This is a genomic window from Actinomyces procaprae, from assembly GCF_004798665.1.
Lineage (GTDB): Bacteria > Actinomycetota > Actinomycetes > Actinomycetales > Actinomycetaceae > Actinomyces > Actinomyces procaprae.
This window is the reverse complement of record NZ_CP039292.1, coordinates 359,227-381,110: the sequence shown is the minus strand read 5'-3', so window position 1 is coordinate 381,110 and position 21,884 is coordinate 359,227. Positions and strand designations below refer to the sequence as shown.

Annotated in this window: 16 protein-coding genes; 4 read left to right on the top strand and 12 right to left on the bottom strand. The window is 69.7% G+C overall.

Annotated features, from left to right (window positions below; all coding sequences use genetic code 11):
* Positions 1-154: 154 nt before the first annotated feature.
* The 7 genes from E4J16_RS01460 to E4J16_RS01430 all read right to left on the bottom strand — a co-directional run bounded on the left by E4J16_RS01460 (position 155) and on the right by E4J16_RS01430 (position 9,468).
* The gene (locus E4J16_RS01460; protein WP_136313055.1) at positions 155-2,242 is read right to left on the bottom strand and encodes a PTS fructose transporter subunit IIABC; all 2,088 of its coding nucleotides are present in this window, start codon (positions 2,240-2,242) and stop codon (positions 155-157) included.
* A gap of 122 nt (positions 2,243-2,364) precedes the next feature.
* Positions 2,365-3,375, bottom strand: a complete 1,011-nt coding sequence (locus E4J16_RS01455; RefSeq protein WP_136313054.1) for a 1-phosphofructokinase family hexose kinase — start codon at positions 3,373-3,375, stop codon at positions 2,365-2,367.
* Positions 3,372-4,142, bottom strand: coding sequence for a DeoR/GlpR family DNA-binding transcription regulator (locus E4J16_RS01450; protein WP_136313053.1), 771 nt, complete (start codon positions 4,140-4,142; stop codon positions 3,372-3,374). Before E4J16_RS01450 ends, E4J16_RS01455 begins: the two co-directional genes overlap by 4 nt.
* A gap of 241 nt (positions 4,143-4,383) precedes the next feature.
* The gene (locus E4J16_RS01445) at positions 4,384-4,755 is read right to left on the bottom strand and encodes a sterol carrier family protein (protein WP_168708122.1); all 372 of its coding nucleotides are present in this window, start codon (positions 4,753-4,755) and stop codon (positions 4,384-4,386) included.
* Entirely contained in the window at positions 4,752-7,124 is a 2,373-nt protein-coding gene (locus E4J16_RS01440; protein ID WP_136313052.1) for a bifunctional metallophosphatase/5'-nucleotidase, read from the bottom strand. The genes E4J16_RS01445 and E4J16_RS01440 overlap by 4 nt, the downstream gene beginning before the upstream one ends.
* A 350-nt stretch (positions 7,125-7,474) precedes the next feature.
* Positions 7,475-8,812 (bottom strand): NADP-specific glutamate dehydrogenase, encoded by a 1,338-nt coding sequence (gene gdhA, locus E4J16_RS01435; RefSeq protein ID WP_136313051.1) that lies wholly within the window; start codon positions 8,810-8,812, stop codon positions 7,475-7,477.
* Between the two features lie 218 nt (positions 8,813-9,030).
* A complete protein-coding gene (locus tag E4J16_RS01430; protein ID WP_136193009.1) occupies positions 9,031-9,468 on the bottom strand; it encodes a cupin domain-containing protein in 438 nt (145 codons plus the stop codon).
* A 310-nt stretch (positions 9,469-9,778) separates the two neighbouring features.
* Here E4J16_RS01430 and E4J16_RS15285 point away from each other — a divergent pair, with 310 nt between their 5' ends.
* From E4J16_RS15285 to E4J16_RS01415, 3 genes are all read left to right on the top strand, one after another.
* Positions 9,779-10,357 (top strand): hypothetical protein, encoded by a 579-nt coding sequence (locus E4J16_RS15285; RefSeq protein WP_204519908.1) that lies wholly within the window; start codon positions 9,779-9,781, stop codon positions 10,355-10,357.
* A gap of 97 nt (positions 10,358-10,454) precedes the next feature.
* Positions 10,455-11,060, top strand: coding sequence for a uridine kinase family protein (locus tag E4J16_RS01420; RefSeq protein WP_338028870.1), 606 nt, complete (start codon positions 10,455-10,457; stop codon positions 11,058-11,060).
* A 1,083-nt stretch (positions 11,061-12,143) separates the two neighbouring features.
* A complete protein-coding gene (locus E4J16_RS01415) occupies positions 12,144-13,025 on the top strand; it encodes an IS5 family transposase (RefSeq protein WP_136313049.1) in 882 nt (293 codons plus the stop codon).
* Between the two features lie 1,153 nt (positions 13,026-14,178).
* On the opposite strand, the gene purL is transcribed toward E4J16_RS01415, so the two are convergent.
* The 3 genes from purL to E4J16_RS01400 form a co-directional block, all read right to left on the bottom strand.
* Positions 14,179-16,569, bottom strand: a complete 2,391-nt coding sequence (gene purL / locus E4J16_RS01410; RefSeq protein WP_136313048.1) for a phosphoribosylformylglycinamidine synthase subunit PurL — start codon at positions 16,567-16,569, stop codon at positions 14,179-14,181.
* 249 nt (positions 16,570-16,818) lie between these two features.
* Positions 16,819-17,520, bottom strand: coding sequence for a 2'-5' RNA ligase family protein (locus E4J16_RS01405; protein ID WP_136313047.1), 702 nt, complete (start codon positions 17,518-17,520; stop codon positions 16,819-16,821).
* Between the two features lie 163 nt (positions 17,521-17,683).
* Complete coding sequence (locus tag E4J16_RS01400; RefSeq protein WP_240038212.1) at positions 17,684-18,256, bottom strand: NINE protein; 573 nt, start codon at positions 18,254-18,256, stop codon at positions 17,684-17,686.
* 222 nt (positions 18,257-18,478) lie between these two features.
* Here E4J16_RS01400 and E4J16_RS01395 point away from each other — a divergent pair, with 222 nt between their 5' ends.
* On the top strand, positions 18,479-19,897 hold the full coding sequence (locus tag E4J16_RS01395; protein ID WP_136313046.1) for a glycosyltransferase: 1,419 nt from the start codon (positions 18,479-18,481) through the stop codon (positions 19,895-19,897).
* Between the two features lie 922 nt (positions 19,898-20,819).
* Here the strand turns inward: E4J16_RS01395 and purQ are convergent.
* Positions 20,820-21,515, bottom strand: coding sequence for a phosphoribosylformylglycinamidine synthase subunit PurQ (gene purQ / locus E4J16_RS01390; RefSeq protein WP_136313045.1), 696 nt, complete (start codon positions 21,513-21,515; stop codon positions 20,820-20,822).
* On the bottom strand, positions 21,516-21,803 hold the full coding sequence (purS, locus tag E4J16_RS01385; protein WP_136194201.1) for a phosphoribosylformylglycinamidine synthase subunit PurS: 288 nt from the start codon (positions 21,801-21,803) through the stop codon (positions 21,516-21,518).
* Positions 21,804-21,884: the final 81 nt, after the last annotated feature.

Here is a 21,884-nt window from a genome sequence, read left to right as displayed (position 1 = left end):
ACATGCCGAGGTCGGCACTAATGACGACCGCATCATCGGTTCGGCTTGGCCTGATGCCGCAAACAACGTGCCGAGGCCGGCCATATCAACCGACCTCGGCACGTAAGATCAACCGACCTCGGCACGTAAGATCAACCGACCTCGGCACGTAAGATCAACCGACCTCGGAGGCGAGCTTGCGGGCCCGGGCCTGCTTGAGGATCAGCACGCCCGCGGCCGTCACGAGCATGCCCGCGATGATCGAGATGAAGAACCCGAGCAGGTTGTCGATCGCGAAGAACACGAAGATGCCGCCGTGCGGGGCGCGCGAGCCCACGTGCAGCGCCATGGACAGGGCCCCGGTCACGGCGCCTCCCACCATCGACGGCGGGATGATGCGCAGCGGATCGGCAGCGGCGAAGGGGATGGCGCCCTCGGAGATGAAGGAGGCGCCCAGCAGCCAGGCCGCCCGCCCGTTGTCCCGCTCGACGTCGGTGAACAGTCCCGGCCGCACGGTGGTGGCCAGGGCGAGTGCCAGCGGCGGAACCATGCCGGCCGCCATGACGGCGGCCATGATCTCGTAGGAGGCGGCCGTGGCCGCGGACAGACCGGCGGAGGCGAACAGGTAGGCGGCCTTGTTGACGGGACCGCCCAGGTCGAAGCACATCATCAGCCCGAGGATGACGCCCAGGAAAACGGCGGAGCCGGACCCGGCCATGGAGGTCAGTGAATCGCTCAGCCAGGTCATCAGGGAGGCGAGCGGGTCGCCGAGCACCATGTACATCAGTGAGCCGACCACCAGCGTGGTGGACAGCGGAATGATTACCACCGGCATCAGGCTGCGCAGCCAGCGCGGCGCATTCAGCCCCGCCAGCCAGGCCGCCATGTAACCGGCCAGCAGACCGCCGATCAGACCGCCGATGAAACCGGCGCCCATGGTCACCGACAGCGCACCCATGGCGAATCCGGGGGCGATGCCGGGCCGTCCGGCCAGTCCGAAGGCGGTGTATCCCGCCAGGGCCGGCACCAGGAAGTTCATGGCCGCGGTGCCCAGGAGGGCGAAGACCGCACCGATGTAGGCCATCAGCGGGGAGCCGCCCAGGGCGTGCGGGGCCGCGTAGGCCGGGTTGCTCAGATCCGGCAGGTTCCACAGGCTGGAGGCCGCGAGTCCCTCATCGGCGTTACCGATGACAATGGTCTGGGCGGTGGCGCCGATGTCGTAGCCGCCGAATAGGAAGCCCAGAGCCGTGAGCAGACCACCGGCGGCAACGAAGGGGATCATGTAGGAGACGCCGGTCATCACCGAGCGCTGCAGCCGCCGCGCCCAGTGCACGTGCTCCTCCTCGCCCTCGGCCTCGCCGCCCGCCGCGGCCGCCACGCGCTTGGCACCCGGGTCGTCGATGGCCGCCAGGGCCTGGTCCACCAGGGAGCCGGCGTCGTTGACGGCGGCCTTCACGCCGACATCGATCACGGGCTTCCCGGCGAAGCGCTCCAATCCCTTGACGGGCAGGTCGTGGGCGAAGATGACGGCGTCGGCGGACTGGATCAGGTCGGCGTCGAGCCAGTCGATCTTCCCAGAACCCTGCCCCTCGATGCGCACCGTCACGCCACGCTCCTTGCCGGCCTGCTCGAGCGCCTCGGCGGCCATGAAGGTGTGGGCGATGCCGGTGGGGCAGGAGGAGACGCCGACGATGACGCGGCCCGGGCCTGCGGGCGCGCCCGAGTCGGCCGCGCCCCCCTCCGCCGCCGCGGCCGGCTCGCCCGCGCCGGCGCCGTCGTCGAGCAGCTCGGGCTGGACCTGCGCGGTGACCAGGCGGGCGACGTCCTCCGGGGTGGCCGCGGCGCGCAGGGCGTCGGTGAACTCCGACTTCATCAGCCCGCGGGCGAGCTTGGCCAGCAGCTGCAGGTGGAAGTCGTCGGCGCCGGCGGGCGCGGCGATCATGAACACGAGGTCGGCTCCCTGGCCGTCAGCGGCGCCGAAGTCGACCGGCTCGGTCAGGCGGGCGAAGCCGAGCGAGGGGGCGAGCACGTGCGGGCTGCGGCAGTGCGGGATGGCGATGCCGCCGGGGATGCCGGTGGGGGCGGTGGCCTCGCGGGCCAGGGCGTCGGCGGCGAGTCCCTCGGTGGTGTCGGCGCGGCCGGCGGCGGCGACGACGTCTGCCAGGTAGTTGATGACCGCCTGCTTGTCCGAGCCCGCGGCGGCGTCCAGGCGGACGAGCTCGGGCACGATCAGCGGGGTGGTCGCTGGGGTGGTTTGGGACATGGTGTTTTCCTTGGTGTCTCCTGTTGGCGCCGCTCCGCCGGTGCGGGGCGGGTTCGGATCGGATGCGCGGGCCGGTGGGCCCGCGCCGGGGTGTTGGGTCGGGTTCCTTCGGTGGTGACCGCTTACAGCGGGGTGACTTCGGCGGCCTGCGCGGGCAGGTCGGCGGGGCGGGGCAGGGTGGTTCCGGGCAGGCCGGCGGCCGCGGAGCCGTACGCCATGGCGGTGGCCAGGCGCTCCGGGGCCTCGGCTCCGCGCACGTCGGCGAGGATGTAGCCGGCTACGGAGGAGTCTCCGGCGCCGACGGTGGAGATGACCGGGATCTCAGGTGCGGTGGCCCGCCAGGCGCCGTCCGCGGTGACCAGCACTGCGCCGGCTCCTCCGAGGGTGGCCATCACCGCCCCCACTCCGCGATCCACCAGGACGCGCGCGGCCTGGGCCACGGGCGCGTAGTCGCCGGCCAGGGCGCCCTGCTCGAGCGCCGTGGCCCGCTCGGCGGGCAGCCCGGCGAGCTGCCCGAGCTCCTCGCCGTTGGGCTTGATCAGGTCGGGGGCGGCCTCCGGCAACGCGGCGGCCAGGGCGGCCAGGGGCGCGTCGGAGGTGTCTACGGCGATGCGCAGCCCCGGGGCGTGCCGCCGCAGCAGACGCACGAGGCGCGCATACCAGTCGGTGGGGGCGCCGGGCGGCAGCGAGCCGGACAGGATCGCCCAGGAGTGGGGGACGTCGTCCGGGGCGTCCGCGGCGGGCACGGTGACCGCCGCGACCAGGGCCGCCTCAACGGCACCGACCTCGGCGGAGCTCAGCACCGCGCCGGGCTCGTTGAGCTTGGTGGTGGTGCCGTCCGGCTCGGTGACGGCGGTGTTGACGCGGACGGCGCCTACCACATCCACGGTCTGGGCGGTCAGGCCGGGCTCGGTCAGGCCGTCGAGCGCCGCGACCAGCGGGTCGCGCTCTGGGGCCGGCAGCACGGCAGTGACCTCCTGACCGGTGCCGGCCAGAACGCGGGCGACGTTGAGGCCCTTGCCGCCCGGTTCGGTGGTGACCGACTGCAGCCGGTTGACGCCGCCGCGTACGAGCAGTCCGGCGAGCGTCACCGTGCGATCGAGCGACGGATTCGGCGTGAGGGTGATGATCATGCGAGCAGTACCTCGGTTCCTGTGTCGGCGAGTTGGGCGGCCAAAGGACTGGGGAGTGCGGCGTCGGTGACCAGGACATCGACGTCGTCGAGATCGGCGAAGGAGACCAGGTGCTCCTGGCCGATCTTGGTGGAGTCGGCCAGAACCACGACGCGCCTGGCGGCACGAACCATGGCGCGCTTGACGGCGGCCTCGTCCGGATCAGGGGTGGACAGGCCGTGCTCGGCGGTCAGGCCGTTGGTGCCCATGACGGCCACACTCACCCGCAGGGCCGCCAGCGCCTCCAGGGCCTCGGGGCCGACTGCGGCCTGGGTGATGCCGCGCACCTGGCCGCCGAGCATGCGCACGGTCAGGTCCCCGCGGCCGGCGAGTACGGCAGCCGTAAGTACGGAATCCGTGATGACGCGCAGACCCAGGCCTTCGGGCAGGACGCGGGCGAGGCAGCCGACGGTGGTGCCGGCGTCCAGCAGCAAGGCGGTGCCGGAGCGCAGATCAAGGGCGTCAACAGCGGCGGCGGCTATCGCCTGCTTGGCACTGGCACCGAGTAGTTCGCGTTCGGCAACGGCCGTCTCCGGCAGGGCGAGGACAGTGGCGGGAACCGCGCCGCCGTGGACCTTACGCAGGGCTCCGGTGCGGTCGAGGGCGGTCAGGTCGCGACGTATGGTTTCCACGGTCACGCCGTAGCGCCCGGCGAGGTCGGCTACGGATACGCGCCCCTCACGCGCAACGGCATCGACGATGTCCTGCTGACGCTGCTCGGCGTTCATCCGTACCTCCTCCATGAAGTCCGTTCGGACACCAGTGTATGCCCGAACGGACTTGGTTGGGAAGGGGTGTCAGCAAGTTCGGCCACGTTTCATGCCCGAACAGGCAAGAAGCCGCGGTTCTGCGGGTACTCGCGTTTAGAGGTGCGGCTCAAGGCGTGCCCCGGTCGGCGGGCGGCTACCCGCTGCGACGGCGCGTGGGGTGCGGGGAGTGCGCCGACCCGGCCCCCGGGGCCGGCACGGCTCAGGCGCGCAGCAGCGGCAGGTAGGCGGACAGGTCACACCTCTCGCCGGAGGCATGCAGCGCCCCGGAGTCTAGAGCCTGCCGCCAGTCGAGACGCCCGGTGGCCAGGCTCAGCCACGTGGCGGCGTCGGTCTCCACCACGCTCGGCGGAGTACCGCGGCGGTGAACCGTGCCGGAAACCGCCTGAGTCACACCGAAGGGCGGCACCCGCACCTCCACGGCACGCCCGGGGGCGCAAGCCGCCAGCTCCTCCAGCAGAAAACGCACCGCGGTCGCGGTATCGGTACGGTCCGGGCGCTGGCCCGCATCGGCGTCGGCCGCCCAGCGGCGCACAGCCTGGGCGCCGGCGGCAGGATCAATACGTCGTCTCACCTGCCCGACGGTACGGCACGCGCCTGCTCTGACCGCCCGCGGCGCACGAGTCGATAGCAGGCCAGCCCGGCTGCGGCGAACACCGCCGCAGCCATCACCTCGCAGGAGCCGAGGACGGACAGCATCCCCGTCTCGGCCAGCACGGAGTCCTCATCCGGGTTGACGATCGCCCCTTCGCTCACCGTCGGCCCCACCGCACTGGACTGCGCAGTGGCCGCGCTCACCGGCACGAAGGCCTGCAGGTTCAGGCCACTGGTGGTTCCGTCATGGGCAATCAGCGTGAATGAGACGACGGCGCAGGTCGCCGCCGCCGAGACGCCGCCGCCGTCGCCACTCGCCGGGCAGGTTGAGGTGGCGACATCGGCCGGCAGCGCGATGTTCAGGGTTGCGGTTCCGGTCTGCGGCAGCGCGGGGGTTATGGCGGCGTCCACGGCGCCGCTGGCGAGCTGCTGGGTGCCACCGTCCGCGAGCCCCACCGTGGCGGTGATCTCCTCCGCCGCCCCGGGAGCCGCCTGTTCGGAGGCCGCGGTGAAGCTCAGACCGGTGAACCGAACCCTTGCGGTGCCGCCCGCGACATCCAGATCGACGCCGACCTGGCGCTTGACCAGGTCCACCGCTGCGGAACCCCCATCCTGCAAGTACTCGGCGGTGACGTCGCGGTCGAGGACGCCGGTGCCGGCCGGAGTGGCCTGGCGCAGCACGGTGAACCCGTCGCCGCCGGACAGCAGGAAGGAGTTCGAGGCCACCACGACTTCGGCGTCATCGGCCAGCTCGGTGTCATCGACGTACACGGAGCGGATCACACGGGCACGCGCGGCGTCGATGGCGGCGTCCAGCTCCTCGGCGGACTGCGTGCCTGCGGAGATTCGGCGCCAGTGCTCCTCCAGCTCATCGGCGGCTTCCTGGTCTACGAACACCCGCACATTGGCGGAGACACCGAGCATGAGCAGCGACCGGGAGGCCTCGGGCTGCCACTGCTGGGAGAGCACGGCCTTGAGCTGCGCACCGGTGTAGGTGGCGTAGCCCATCTCGTTGCCGAAGGGCTGCACGGCGTAGGCCTCCCCCTCGGTGAGCTCGCCGCGCAGGAAGTCCGAGCGCACGCCGCCGGGGTTCATCAGCCCGACGTAGTGGTCGCCGTCGGGCCGGATCGCGCCGGTGAGCCAGGCGCGATAGGAGTCCGCGATCAGGTTGGAGGCGGTGGACTCGGTGGAGCGGTTGGCGCCGGGATCCGAGCCGTCGTTGGTGCCGCGGTAGAAGCCGGTGCTCAGGGTGGTCAGGACGCGAGCGCCTGCGGCTTGGGAGTCGCGGGCCGCCTGGTCGACGATGTCCTGTACGCCGTATGCGTCGGTGGCGCATGGGGATGCGTCCAGGTCTATGTTCTTGGCCTCCACGATGCTCACCGCCCGGCTGTCACGGTCGACCGACAGGGTGATATTGCCCAGCAGCTCGCCGTGCTGGCCCGGCTGGACGACGGCGATGCGGTTCCCGTCCTTCCCCTTGACGGTGGCGGCGTGTACGTCATGGCTGTGGCCGCCGAAGACCGCATCAACGGAGCCGTTGAGCTCAGGGGCGCGCACGGCGGCGTCATCGTGCGCCAGGACGACCACGACGTCGGCCTCTCCGTTGGCGGCAACGCCGTCCTTGAGAGCGGCGGCCCGGGCGTTGACGGTGTCCACGAGGTCGGCGACCTCCACTGCCTCCAGCGCCGGGCCCGCCACTAGGCGGGGCAGGGAGTCGGTGACAGCGCCCACGAAGCCGACCCTGACCCCGTCGACCTCCGTGATCCAGACGCCGTCGCCGTCGCCCTCGGCGCTCAGGGCGTCATTCCCGGTGACGTTGGCCGCCAGAACCGGGGCGTCGACGGCGCCCAGCAGGCGGGAGGCGAGGTCGCCGACGCCGCGGTCGAACTCGTGATTCCCGGCGGCGGTGACGTCCAGACCGATGGCGTCCAGCACGTCGATGGTCGGCTGATCGTCCAGGACCGAGGAGATGTATGCCGAGCCGCCCACGTTGTCGCCGGTGGAGACCAGCAGGGTGTCCGGATCGGATGCGCGTGCCGCCGCGACCTCGCAGGCCAGGGCGACGGCGCCCGGCTCGGACACCAGCTCGACTCCCTCACTGCGCGTGGACACCCGCTCGATGTGCCCGCCGAGGTCGGAGATTCCCAGCAGGTTGATCGTCGCGGCCGCGCTCTCGTCGGCGGCGGTGGCTGCGGGGGCGCCGACGGCGGGGGCGGCTACGACTACCGGGCCGCTGATCGGCGTTACGGCAATCAGGTTGGCGTGCGGAGTTCCCGCTGCGGAGGCGATGACTGCAAGGGCAAGGGCCGTCATGGAGACGGACGCCCGGACCAGGTGACGCGGCCTCATGGTTGGTTGTCCTCGTGGTGATCATCGATAGGTCGAACGATTGACACCACCATAGGTGTCAGGACACCTGGGGAACATGCCACATACCAATTAGTAATGATGACAATTTGGCGATGCTAGACACCCCTCCGCTTATCAGCCGCTGGCCGGCACGCACTGATCGGCGAAGATCCGCACCGTTCCGGGGAAGTACGACGGCGCCCGGCCGCTTGCGGTGAAGCGGCCGGGCGCCGTCGTCAAGTACGCAGTCGCCGGGACCGTGATTCCGGCTTTATCGCGTCCCGCCGCGGATCCGCCTGCCGGATCGGCCCTTTGGCCAACGCCCGGGTAGCGGATTACCGAATGGCGGATCAGACGATGCCGTGCGCGATCATGACGTCGGCGACGCGAGTGAAGCCGGCGGCGTTGGCACCCAGGACGTAGTCACCGGGGCGGCCGTAGGTCTCAGCGGCCTCGACGCAGGAGTCGTGGATATCGGCCATGATGCCGGTGAGCTTGGCCTCGGCGGTGGCGAAGTCCCAGCGGGTGCGGCCGGCGTTCTGCTCCATCTCCAGTGCGGAGGTGGCCACACCGCCCGCGTTGGAGGCCTTGCCGGGGGCGTAGAGGATACCGGCGGCCTGGAAGGCCTCAATGGCCTCCGGGGTGCAGGGCATGTTGGCACCCTCGGCGACGACGGCGCAGCCGTTGCGCAGCAGGGAGGCGGCGGAGTCGGCGTCGAGCTCGTTCTGGGTGGCGCAGGGCAGGGCGACGTCCACCGGGACGTCCCAGGGACGGCCCTCGGTGACCAGGCGGGCGCCGGGGCGGCGGGAGACGTAGTCGGCCACGCGGCCGCGCTCGACCTCCTTGACCTGCTTGAGCAGCTCGAGGTCCACGCCGGCCTCATCGACCACGTAGCCGGAGGAGTCGGAGAAGGTGATGGGCTTGGCGCCCAGCTGCTGGGCCTTCTCGATGGCGTAGATCGCGACGTTTCCGGCACCGGAGACGGCGATCTTCTTGCCCTCCAGGGAGTCGCCCTTGGTGGCCAGCATGGACTGGGCGAACAGGACCGTCCCGTACCCGGTGGCCTCGGTGCGGGCCAGCGAGCCGCCCCAGGCCAGGCCCTTACCGGTCAGAACGCCGGCGTCGTAGGAGTTGCGCAGGCGCTTGTACTGGCCGAACAGGTAACCGATCTCGCGGCCGCCGACGCCGATGTCACCGGCGGGTACGTCCGTGTTGGGGCCGATGTGGCGGGAGAGCTCGGTCATGAAGGACTGGCAGAAGCGCATGACCTCGGCGTCGGAGCGGCCGTGCGGGTCGAAGTCGGAGCCGCCCTTGCCGCCGCCGATGCCCTGGCCGGTCAGCGCGTTCTTGAAGATCTGCTCAAAGCCGAGGAACTTGATGATGCCGGCGTTGACGCTCGGGTGGAACCGCAGGCCGCCCTTGTAGGGGCCGAGTGCGGAGTTGAACTCGATGCGGAAGCCGCGGTTGACGTGGACCGCGCCGGCGTCGTCCACCCACGGGACGCGGAACATGATCTGACGCTCCGGCTCCACAATGCGCTCCAGGAGCCCGTCCTCAGCGTAGTGGGGGTGCTTGCTGATGACGGGGCCGAGCGACTCCAGCACCTCGCGGACGGCCTGGTGGAACTCGGCCTCCCCACGGTTGCGGGCCACGACTTGTTCATAAACCTTCTCGACAACGTCCTGCATCGGATACTCCTTCACCTGTCACCTGGCAGCGGCGGGGCCGACGGTGGTCGGTGCCGCGTGGCTGCGATTACGGCGCAGGAGCACGTCTTCGAGCAGGCGGGCGTCCCGCGCTGGGCTCAAGGTTCGCACCCCGCGGGTAACTGAGACGAAACATCTCATGTTTCGACCGTAGGTTGGGGAGAGGGAGGGAGCGGCGACCGCGAACGCGGGGGCGCCACTCACAGAGCAGCGTAGGCGTCGTCGTCGACGGGCTCGAGCCACTCGTTGGAGGTGTTCTCCCCGGGAACCGCGAGCGCGATGTGGGAGAACCAGGAGTCGGCCTTGGCACCGTGCCAGTGCTTGACGCCGGCGCGGATGAACACCACGGAGCCGGGCTCGAGGGAGACGGCGTCCTGCCCCTCCTCCTGGTACCAGCCGGAACCGGCGGTGCAGATGAGCACCTGGCCGCCGCCGGAGGTGGCGTGGTGGATGTGCCAGTTGTTGCGGCAGCCGGGTGAGAAGGTGACGTTGTGGACGCCGACGGCGCACTCGGGGTCGTCGACGAGGTTGTTCAGGTAGCTGTCGCCGATGAAGTACTGGGCGAAGGCGGTGTTCAGCTCGCCCTTGCCGAATACGTTCTCGGCGGCGAAGACGGATTCGTCGGTGGTGGCGGTCATGGTGGTTCCTCTCCCGCGGCCCGGGCGGTCGCGCCCGCTCAGGCTAGGGCGCGCCGCCCGGTCGCAGCCAGGCCCCGAGCGGACTCCCCATCCCCCATCCCGCATCCCGCATCCCACCTCCCGCATCCCACCTCCCCCACCGAGATCGGTAGATCTTACGTACCGAGGTCGGTAGTTGTTACGTACCGAGGTCGGTAGTTGTTACGTACCGAGGTCGGTAGTTGTTACGTGCCGAGGTCGGTTGAAGTGGCGAGGACGTCCGGTCCACCTGCGCAGCTCCGCCCGCGCCCTCTGATGGCATCATCCAGGTATGAGTTCCTCTGGCTCTCCTGCGTCGGCACCCTCCGGCCCCTCCGAACCCAAATCCTCCTCGCCCTTCCCCGGCCGCGACAGCAAACGGTGGGGCACTCCGCCGGTTGATTCGATCCTGCTGCAAGCACCGACCCGACTTCCGCGACGTCGACGGACCGAGTGGTGGACGGTCGCCGCATGGTCTTTGGCGCTGCTGGCGCAGATCGTCATGCGCCTTGACGAGGACTTCTCCTACGGGCCGTCGATGCGCTATGCGCTTACAAAGCAGGTGCGCCAGATGATGGAGGCATACTCCAACTCGACCATCCTCCTGTGCATCCTCGGCCTCATCTCCTGCCTCGTCCTCCTGGGCACGGAATCACTGCGCGCGGCTGTACTGGGGACATCATTGGCCGCCATCACACTCACCGCTTCGCTGGTCTCCTGGACGGTCATGTACGGGCTGTGGCCGATCGACGCCGTCTGGTGGACACGCGGATGGGTTGTCAACATCGTGTTCGGCATCGTCCTCTTCCGCGCCATCCGCGACCTCGCCACAAACATCGATGAAAGGTTCGGTCACCGGTATGCCGTGTAATCACGCCCGCTCATCAACTCGCCCGCGCACGGTCCCCGCGCCTGGCATACACCGGCAGCCAGAGGAGCCGCCGGCCCCCTCCTGGAGCGTCACCGCGTTGCCCGATCTACTCCGATACGCGCTTGGCCGCGCGGGCGGGCCGACGGGCCAGCCCGCCGTCGTCGCCATCGACGGGCGCTCGGGCAGCGGGAAGAGCACCCTCGCCCACCGCCTGGCCGCGCTGGTGCGCGGAGCGCGGATGCTGCATATCGATGACCTGGATTGGAACGAGCCGCTCTACCAGTGGGACCACCTGCTGGTAGAGACGCTGACGCAGGTGCGTGCCGACGGCGCCCTGGAGTTCACGCCGCCGGCGTGGCCCCGGCACGGCCGCGCCGGGGCGATCACCATCCCCGCCGGGACGCCGCTGGTGCTGGTGGAGGGTACCGGCGCCGGGATGCGGGCGGCGGCCGGACTGGTCGATGCGCACCTGTGGGTCCAGACCGACTACGCCGTCGCGGAGGAGCGCGGCATCGGCCGGGACATCGCCGACGGCACCAATGGCGACGCCGAGGAGTCGGTGCGGTTCTGGCACGACTGGCAGGCGGCTGAGAGACCCTTCTTCGCGGCGGACCGCCCCTGGGAGCGGGCTGACGCCATCGTCTGCGGTCAGGCCCTGCCCGGGGTCGGCCCGGAAGAGGTCGCCTGGGCGCCGCGCCGATAGGTGGTCGCAGACAGCGTCCAATCTGCACGTAGGTCCCGACCCGACTCTCACGCCCTGAAGCTGGGAGCTCCCGTCTACAAGTACAACGCTGGTTGGGCGTCAATAGGCTTTTCCGTGTTATCGGCGCGAGTGCGTGGCTTTAGGGGCTCTTCCGGTTTGAGAGTGGGGCTCGGGGAGTGCGGGTGGGCAGGCGCGGGTGGCGTTGGCGTTGGGCGGTGGATGGTTGGCGGGTGGTTAGGGTCCGGTCGGGTGGGTACTCCCGGGGGCGGCGCACGCTCAGCCATCTCACCGCTCTGACCGGACAGCGAGTTTTGCCCGGTATTTCAACGTTCTTGGTTTTGGGTCGAAGGAGGTCGTTCGGCTCCTACGTGCGCCGCAGGGGTCGGCGCACGTAGGAGCCGACTGCACCGTTCACCGCTTGAGGTGTTTTCCGCATGATTCCGCCAAATCCCTAAAACTGCGCCACAACTGAGCGTGCGGCGCGCTCGTCGCCGGACCCACCCGCGCACAGGTCCGGCTCCCGGCACTTGGGAACACGGCAGCGGGAACAGCCCGAGGCCGCACAGGCGGTGCACCCACGGTTGCGAACGAGCCACCGGCACCAGCACGGCCAGCACCACTCCCGCCGAACCTGGAACATCCACTGCGGCCTACGCCCAGGATCGGCCCACCAAAACCACCCCACACCCCCAAAGCGGAAACGCCGCTTCAGGTCGTGTTGTGTAAGTCGTTTGCGCTGGTGGGGGTGCCGACGATGCGGGCGGGTCTGATAGCGGATGGCGAGTTTGTCGGATCTGGCGGCTACGGCGCTCCAGTTTGAGTGGGCTGTGTGCGCCCCTCGAGGGGCGAGTGGGTCTTGCGCCGCCCCTGGTTGGACCGCTCACGCGCGGTTGGACCGCTCACGCCCCGATGGACCGCTGTAACCAGCGGCTACGGCGGTCCAACGGGGGCACAGGGGTCCAACTAGGGCGTGTTGCGTTAGTCGGGTGGGGTGGTCGGCGTGGTGTGCGGGATGGGGTGAGGCCTTTGGGGTATCACGGGTGGTGTGAGAACAAACCGTGACACTGCCAAAGGCCTCGACCGTTGAGTATAGACGCTGCCGCTCGTCATGACCTGACCGATGCTCAGTGGGGGCTGCTCGAGCCCCTGCTGCCCGCCCCGCCTGTTCGTGGCAGGCCGCGCGTGTATCCGCTGCGGGACATGATCAACGCCGTACGGTGGAGAACCCGGGTCGGTGCGCCCTGGCGTGACGTACCGGCCCGCTACGGGCCGTGGTGGAGGGCCTGCGCCCTGTACCGGGCCTGGCAGACCGATGGGTGGGGGCGCATCGAGTCCGCCCTTGTCGCCCAGGCCGACGCCGCCGGCAAGATCGGCTGGCGGGTGTCGGTGGATTCGACCACCTGTCGGGCGCATGTGCATGCCGCTGGGGCGCGCAAGGACAGTCCCCAGCTGGTGGAGGGGGAGCCCGAGGATCACGCCCTGGGGACCTCTCGGGGTGGCTGGTCGACCAAGGTTCACGCCGCCGTGGACGCCGCCTGCGGCATGCTGGCCGGGGTGCTGACCGCCGGACAGGTCGCGGACTGCCCGATGATGATCCCCGTCCTAGACAAGATATGTGTCCAGCGTCCTGCCGGTGGACGGCCCCGCACCAGGCCGCAGATGGTGCTGGCCGACAAGGCCTACTCCTCAAAGGGGAACCGGGACTGGCTGCGCAACCACCACATCAAGGCCACCATCCCTATCAAGGCAGACCAGGCCGACAACCGCCGCCGACGCGGCAGCGCCGGGGGCAGACCGCCCGCCTTCGACCCCGTGGCCTACAAGGACCGCAACGCCGTGGAGCGGTGCTTCGGCCAGCTCAAGCAGAACCGCGCCATGGCCACCAGGTACGACAAGCTCGCCGTCCGCTACCAAGCCACCACCCACATCGCCAGCATCGACCACTGGCTCAAACGACTTACATAACACGCCCTAGGTCGGTATGTCGTGGGTTGTGGCCGGTTGGTCGAGTACGTCCTTTTGACCCCAGGGCCCTCCACATTCATGAGGAACTGGGGCGCACAAGGACGTTCTCGCCAAGCACAGGCCGTGCTCGGGCGCAGGAGGTCGTGGTCGTCGGCCCGTAGGGCGGCGCACTTCCACCTGCAGGTACCCGCGACGTGCGACCGGACTTCCTCATCGGGGCCTGACAGATCCGAAGGAGCCCTTGGGGTGTGTTCGATGGTCTGTGTAAGCCCTGATTGAGAGACCTACCGTCGCGACTGCGACTGACAGGAAGATGGTCGCCCCGCCTCAGGGGCGTTCCGAGTGGGCGTGGAGTGGCCCGGGAGCTGGCTGCCTACAGCGCCCTGGATCTCAATGTGCTCGTCTTAATGCACCTGAAGGTGCGAGGTGCTTCCTGACCTCATGGCGCTGGCTATCGTGGTGCTTCCGGCCGTCTTGGTCTTAATGCACCTGAAGGTGCGAGGTGCTTCCTGACCCCTACCCCTGGAAACCGCGTCATACCGCCACTTCCAGAGGCGAGATCGCCACCGGCCCCGCAAGCACCCCACGAGACCGGCTAGCACCACCCCAAAAGTACCACTTTTCGTTGAAAACACGCCAAGCGCCACCGACACCCCCAGAGCCCCTCCAGCCACCAACTTTCAACGAAGTCATGCGGAAAAGTCGGGGGCAAAACGCACCAATCTTTGTACCGCAGACCGAATCGTGACCCGGCTGCGGCGGCCCGCCAGCACATCGCCAGCCCCACACACCCCAACAACACCACACGCCACACCCGCAACCGCCGCTCTCGCCACCTCCGGACACCCACAGTCGGCCACAGGCACCCCCGGCAAAGACCACCACAACCACCGCCTCACCGGGCGTCTACAACGCCACTTCGCCGTTTGCAACGCCAGTTAGTTCTATTGAAGGACGCGGAGGTATACAGCAAACGGTTAAGCGGCGTAGCAGACGGCAAACCGGCGTAGCAAACCACGAAGTGGCGTTCCAAACGCACTCCGGGCCGCGAAACACGCCCCGCACCGGTGGCGTCACGCAGCCGCGGAGACGACGCTTCCGCCCACCCCATCCGTACCCGGGCAGGCTCACCCCCTCAGCCGCCGAGTCGACCTCAGTCGAACAGCGCCGGCAAAGTCGCCTGCACCCCCGCCCGCAGCTCATCCAGGTCCAGCACCAGCGGGCGGCCGGAGCCGTCGTCGGCCAGCAGGTCCGTGCCGGTGACGGCAAGCATGTCCCCGCCGGTGGTGCCCAGGCGCCCCCAAGTCACACCCTCGGCCTCGGCGGCCGCCGCCACCGCGGGCAGGGCGCCCTCCGGCACCGCAACCAGGGCGCGGGCGCCGGACTCGGACAGCAGCGCGGTGAAGTCGTCAACGTCGCCGGGCAGGGCGGCCAGGTCGATGGCCGCGCCGACGCCGAAGCGCAGGCAGGCGTCCACCAGGCTCTGCGCCAGCCCGCCGGCGGACAGGTCGTGGGCGGCGCGCACCAGCCGGGAGCCGTCGGGCAGGTCCACCTCGCTCAATGCCACCAGCACCCGCCCGAGGGCGGCCTCCGCCTCCAGGTCCACGTGCGGCGGCAGGCCGCCCAGGTGGTCGTGCACCACGCGGGTCCAGGCCGAGCCGTCCAGCTCGTCGCGGGTCTCACCCAGGGCAATGATGGCCAGGCCCTCCTCCTGCCACCCCGAGGGGTTGGCACGGCGCACGTCATCCATCACACCCAGCACGCCCACCACGGGGGTGGGGTTGATGGAGGAGTCTGGCAGGCCCTTTACCTTCCCGTGGGAGTTGTACAGGGAGACGTTCCCACCGGTTACGGGCACGCCCAGCTCGCGGCAGGCGTCGGCCAGGCCGGTGATCGCCTCCACCAGCTGCCACATGGCGTCGGGGTCCTCCGGGGAGCCGAAGTTGAGGCAGTCGGTGACGGCCAGCGGGCGGGCGCCCACGGTGCACACGTTGCGGTATGACTCGGCCAGCGCCTGGGCCGCACCGGTGGCCGGATCGAGCTTGGTGAAGCGACCGTTGGCGTCCGTGGCGATGGCGACCCCGCGGCCGGTGGCCTCATCCACGCGAATGACGCCGGCGTCGTCGGGCTGTGCCAGGGCGGTGGCGCCGCGCACGAAGCGGTCGTACTGGTCGGTGACCCACGCCGCGGAAGCCTGGTTGGGGCTGGTGACGACGGCGCGCACCTGCTCCACCAGCTCCTCGACCGTCCCCGGCCGGGCCAGGGCGTCGGAGGTGTCGGCGTTCAGGGCGTCCTGCCAGGCGGGGCGGGCGTAGGGGCGGTCGTAGGTGGGGCCCTCGTGGGCAACCGTGCGCGGGTCCACGTCCACGATCCGCTCCCCGAAGTGGTCGATCGTCAGCCGCCCGGAGCCGTTGACCTCGCCGACGACACTGGCCTCGACGTCCCACTTGTCGATTACCGCCATGAAGTCGTCGAGCTTGTCCGGGGCGACGACCGCCATCATGCGCTCCTGGGACTCGCTCATGAGGATCTCCCCGGCCGTGAGGGTGGGGTCGCGCAGCAGCACGTTCTCCAGGTCCACGTGCATGCCGCCGTCGCCGTTGGAGGCCAGCTCGCTGGTGGCGCAGGAGATGCCGGCGGCGCCGAGGTCCTGGATGCCGAGCACCAGGTCGGCCGCGAACAGGTCCAGGCAGCACTCGATCAGGACCTTCTCCATGAAGGGGTCGCCCACCTGCACGCTCGGCCGTTTGGCGGGCATGCCGTCCTCGAAGGACTCCGAGGCGAGGATGGAGGCGCCGCCGATGCCGTCACCGCCGGTGCGGGCGCCGAACAGGACCACCTTATTGCCCGCACCGGAGGCGTTGGCCAGGTGGATGTCCTCATGCCGCAGCACGCCCACGCACAGGGCGTTGACCAGCGGGTTCTCCTGGTAGGAGGGGTCGAACTCGGTCTCGCCGCCGATGTTGGGCAGGCCCAGGCAGTTGCCGTAGCCGCCCACCCCGGCGACGACGCCGTGCACCACCCGGGCCGTGTCGGGGTGGTCTACGGCGCCGAAGCGCAGCTGGTCCATGACGGCCACGGGCCGGGCGCCCATGGAGATGATGTCGCGCACGATGCCGCCGACGCCGGTGGCGGCGCCCTGGTAGGGCTCGACGAAGCTGGGATGGTTGTGGGACTCGACCTTGTAGGTGACGGCCCAGCCGTCACCGATGTCGACGACGCCGGCGTTCTCCCCCATACCCACCAGCAGGTGCTCCCGCATCTCGGGGGTGGTCTTCTCCCCGAACTGGCGCAGGTGGAGCTTGGAGGACTTGTAGGAGCAGTGCTCGGACCACATGACCGAGTACATGGCCAGCTCCGCGGCGGTGGGGCGGCGGCCGAGGATGGTCTTGATGGTGTCGTACTCCTCATCCTTCAGGCCGAGATCGCGGTAGGGCATCGCCTGGTCGGGCGTGGCCGCGGCGCGCTCGACGGTGTCGGGATGCTCGGCGGCCTGGCTGGGGCGGGCGGGTTCGGTCACGGCGTTGGGCTCGACGGCGGACATGTCTGCTCCTGGGTGGGCGGTGGAACCGGGACCGAGGTTACCCGGCGCGGCCGTCCCACGCCTATTCCGCCCCTGTGTCCGCCGCCCCCACTCGCGAGGTCGGTAGATCTTACGTACCGAGGTCGGTAGATCTTACGTACCGAGGTCGGTCGTTGTGACGGCCACCCATCCGCCGTGCTGGCGGACCAGAGCTCCGGCGTCGTGCTTGCGGCGCACACGCTCGCGATCCGGACTCCGCCGCGCCGGCTGCTACCGCTCGGCCACCCAGTAGTTGCTCATGGAGTCGAAGTGCAGAGCGTGCAGGCGTTCCGGGAGAAGGTCAACAGGCCTGTCCGCAACCGCGCCGGTCAGCTCCCCGAGCGTGGCGCGAAGCTCGTCGGGAGGCAGCGCAGTGGGCGCCTCGGGCCGGTAGTAGGCAAGCGTGATATGGGGCGTGAACGGCCCAGCGGGCAGGATCTCGTCAAACAATGCGCGAGCGGACAGCAACCTACGGTGCTCGTACTCGTCAACGGCCCGGATCCCGACGACGACGCTCGTATTCACCAGGTTGAAGACCGCCGTGCACCTGGTGCGGATCGGGCCGATCGCACGCGCCCGCGCGACCAGCTCCGCGGCCGTCGCCGCGCCGGCCTCGACCAGCGGCCACACCCGCGCCCGGTCCGAACCGGAATGGAGATCGTGGAGCGTCACATGGGCCATCCCCACGGGCAGCGGCAGCGACAGCGACTCGCCGAAACGGCCGTGGAGGTCATGCGCGATCGCCCCTACGAGCTCCCGAAGCTGATCGTCGAGGAAGTAGGCGATCGTGTCCCCATAGAAGGGCCGCAGCACGCCGACTCGTCGGGCCACCTTCTCCTCCAGGGACGCGGGCAGTCCGAACACCGGCTCGGCGGGGACCGAGTCGGTCTGGAATGCGCCGACGCGCTCGTCGAAATCAGCAAGCGTCTCCACAACCGGCTCCTTCAGTGAAACACCAACGGCCCAGGATCACCGCGCCGCCAAGTCCCGCCCGGAAGCCACATCGACCGACCTCGGCGGTAACAACGACCGACCTCGGCGGTTATATCTACCGACCTCGACGGCGATCGCCTCCCGGAGACGGCGCGGATCGCCTTCACCGGAGGCTGCCGTCGCTGGAGACCAGGATCATGATGAACTCCACGAGGGCCCAGATACAGTTTCCAAGGGCGACGAGCGTGGCGAACATGAAGCTGAATCCAGCCGCGGCGGAGGGCCCGTCCGGCGTGTATCCGAAGTCATCCGTATTCGCCACGATGATTACGCCACCGATGACGAAAAGCACCACCACCGCGGCAACCAAGCACAGGTGAATGACACCCCTGCGGACCTGCCCCCGGTAGAAGTTGTGGATTCCCAGGCCGCCGAGGAAGAAGGCCAGCACCGCCGCGGCGGCCTTCGACTTGGGCTGCATGTAGCCGGGCTGCACATACCCCGCCTGCCCGTAGGGCACCCCATAACCGGGGGCCGCATACGCCGCCTGCTGAGTGTTGGGCTGCTGACTGTAGGAATAGCCCGGCTGCCCGTTGCCGTAGGCGGGAGGCCGAGTCGCCTGCGCATACCCAGAGGCTGAACCCTGCCCGTAGGCATCAGAAGACGACCCGGGTCCGGCCGGCTGCCACATGGGCTGTGACTGTCCGGGGTCAGGAATGTTGGGGCTCTGGCTCATGACTGTTTTCCTCCAGGCGTGTCGAACCGATCAGGGAGAGGATCGTGGGAGGCACCCGCACACAACCATTCCTCCCACACACTCATCACCCGGCAACCCTCTCCCCCGCACCTCCCGACGCGCAAGCCGGTGCGAGCAGCTGAGGGTGACGCAACAGCCCGAAACACACGGCACGCCGTCGAAAGTGCTGCGCATCACACGGCTTTGGGGCAGGATCTACTCATGAGAACCATCGACGTCGCCCCGCTCCCCCTGTCGGACCTCGAAAGCCACCTGGACGAGGTCGCCATCCGACGCCTGCGCGACGGCGTCGCAGCGGCCAAGAACCTCCTGGAGGGACGCACCGTCTGGACTATCACGCCGACGTCCGCCGCGGCGTCGGGCCCCGCGGAGATCGTCGCCCCGCTGGTCGGCTACGCGCTGGACATCGGGATCGACGCCCGCTGGCTGGTACTGGACGCCCCGAGCGAGTTCACGACCATCTCCGCCCGCCTGCACGCCGGCATTCACGGCGACCGCGGCGACGGCGGCAAGCTCGCCGAGAAGCAGCGCGACATCTACGAGCACGTGATCGCCTCCAACGCGGAGAACGTCGTCGACGACATCCGCGAGGGCGACGTCGTCATCCTGCACGACCCGCCCACCGCCGGCCTGGCCAAGGCGCTGAGGGCAGCCGGCGCCGCCGTCATCTGGCGCTGCCACCTGGGCGCCCAGGACACGGGTGACGCCGGGCAGCGCGCATGGGCGTTCCTTGACCGCTACCTGGAGGAGGTCGACCTGGTGATCGTCTCGCGCCCCGACTACCGGCCTCCCTTCGTGGAGCCGGAGCGGTGCGCGGTGATCGCCCCGTCCATCAACCCGGACTCCCCCAAGAACCGGGTGCTGGACCTGGACGAGTCCTGGTCGGTGGCACGCCTGGCGGGCGTGTTCGACGGCGAGCCCCCCTTCGACGCCGTGGCCTTCGTGCACGAGGACGGGCGCCCCGACGCGCTTCGGCAGCTGCCCTCGCTGGCGGGCGCGGGCCTGCCGGTGCCGCAGAACGTGCGCGTGGTCGCGCAGGTGTCCCGCTGGGACCGCCTCAAGGGCGGTAAGGAGCTGGTCGACGCATTCGCCGACAATATTGCGGCGCTGCCCGCCGACGCGCACCTGCTGCTGGTCGGCCCGGACCCGGATCCGGAGCGCGACGCCGAGTCGGCCGCCGTGCTGGGTGAGGTGTTGGACCGTTGGGACCTGCTTCCGGACTCGGTGGCCTCGCGCGTGCACATCGCCGCCGTGCCCATGCACGATCGGGACGTCAACGCGATGGTGGTCAATGCGGTTCAGCGGGTGGCCGATGTGGTCACGCAGCGCTCGCTGGTGGAGGCCTTCGGGCTGCCGGTGGCGGAGGCCATGTGGAAGAAGGCTCCCGTAGTCGCCTCCGCGGTGGGCGGCATCCAGGATCAGATCGACGACGGCGTCGACGGCGTGCTGGTGGATCCCGCCGACGGCGCCGCCTGGGCTCAGGCGGTAGCGGATGTGCTGCGGCTCCCAGAGCGCGCACATGAGATGGGACTGGCCGCACACGAGTCGGTACGCCGAGAGTTCCTTCCCGACCGGCACCTGCTGGACTTGGTCGACGCCATCGCCAGCTCCATCGAGTGACCAGCGTCCGGCGCTGCGGCCGGAGGGCGACGACGTCGGCTGCGACCACCGTCAGGGTGTCGGCCAAGCCGCGTGGGGGTTACTGAATGACTCCGAGGTCGGGGCGCACGGCCGACCTCGGGATAGGAGCGGTGTTGTGCGCCCAGGGCCGCGCAGTGCGCCCGGGGCCGCGCAGCACCGCCCCAGTGCTTGCGCCGCAGCCGAGCACGCCCGGGGTGACCAGCACCATACATACTGTGAGTGGTACGAACGTCGCCCGGGACAGCCCCAGCCAGTCGCTCCCGCCACACCCACCACAAGGTTATCCACAGAATTTATCCACACCTTTGTGCACAGCTCCGGAGAGGGCGGCAATGACGCGGTTCAGCCTGTGGGTAGTCTCCCGGCGGGTCATCGGCGCGCACCCAGACCCGCACCTTCACCCGCAACACCCACCTGCCGGCACCCCATTACCGCACCTCCCAGCACACCGTCAAATCGTTGCAATTCCGCGGTTTCCTCACCTTCGGCGGGGTGTGCGACCGGGAGCTATCCGCGCCAGCACGCCGCTTTCCGCCACCGCCGCCACCGCGCCGGTGCTTGCGCCTCGAAAAGTCACCGGACCCGGTTCACAGCACCCGGAAAGCCTTGATACACAAGAAGTTATCCACAGGCAATGTGGATGAGAGGCACGGTCCACCGCTGCGTTATTCGTAGTGCGCGTACGTTAAGGGAAGACACCGGCGCCAGTCGGCGGGGCCCGGGCCAGTAACCTGGTACAGCCGCCGTTCGGTCGGAGAACACACCGCCGGAAGGAGCCCAGCACCCAGAACGAGTCGGGCGCCCGGGAGGGACCGGACGCCCGACTGAGGAAACGGCCACCGTCAGCGGCCCAGACGGCGTCGGCCCCTGACCGCCGACGCAGGAAGCCCTGAACCTGAGCTCAGGCCCCGACCAGCGCACTGATGGCGGACTGGAACAGGCGCAGACCATCCACTCCCTGCCGTGCTCCGGCGGCGGAGTCCGGGCCGAAGCCGGGCTCGACGGCATGCTCGGGGTGCGGCATGAGGCCGACGACGTTGCCGCGCGCGTTACGCACGCCGGCAATGTCCCTGGCCGAGCCGTTGGGGTTGTCCAGGTAGCGGAAGACGACGAGCCCCTCGCCCTCCAGGCGGTCCAGCTCGGCAGGCGAAGCGATGAAATTGCCCTCGCCGTTCTTCAGCGGAACCACGATCTCCTCATCGTCCTCGAACAGGTTGGTCCAGGCGGTGGTGGTGGACTCCACGCGCAGGCGCTGCTCACGGCAGATGAACTTCTGGTGGTTGTTGCGGATGAGCGCGCCGGGCAGCAGGTGGGCCTCGGTGAGGATCTGGAAGCCGTTGCAGATGCCGAGCACGGGCATGCCCCGCCCCGCGGCCGCGATGACCTCATCCATGACGGGGGCGAAGCGGGCGATGGCACCGCAGCGCAGGTAGTCCCCGTAGGAGAAGCCGCCCGGGACCACCACGGCGTCCACGCCGTGGATGTCGGCGTCCTTGTGCCACAGGGAGACGGGTTCGGCGCCGGCGAGCCGGACCGCACGGGCGGCGTCGACGTCGTCGAGCGTGCCGGGGAAGGTGATGACGCCGATGCGGGTCACTCAGGCCTCCTCGGGGTTCGGCGCGGCGTCCGCGCCGTCGGCCGGGTCGGCGGTGACGGAGACGACGTCCTCGATGATCGGGTTGGACAGCAGCTTCTCGGCGGCCTCGGCGGCGGCGGCCAGGTGGGCGTCGGTGACGGGACCGTCAACCGTGAGCTCGAAGCGGCGGCCCTGCCGCACGCCGGTGAACTGGTCGAATCCTAGGCGGGGTAGGTTGCCCATGACGGCCTTGCCCTGCGGGTCAAGGATCTCGGGCTTGGGCATGACCTCGACGACGATGCGTCCCATCGGTCCTCCTGGATGCGGTCGGGCGGGAGCGGGTCGGGTCCAGCCTACCCGGCCGCGTCAGTGTGAATCGCTCAGCCCGCC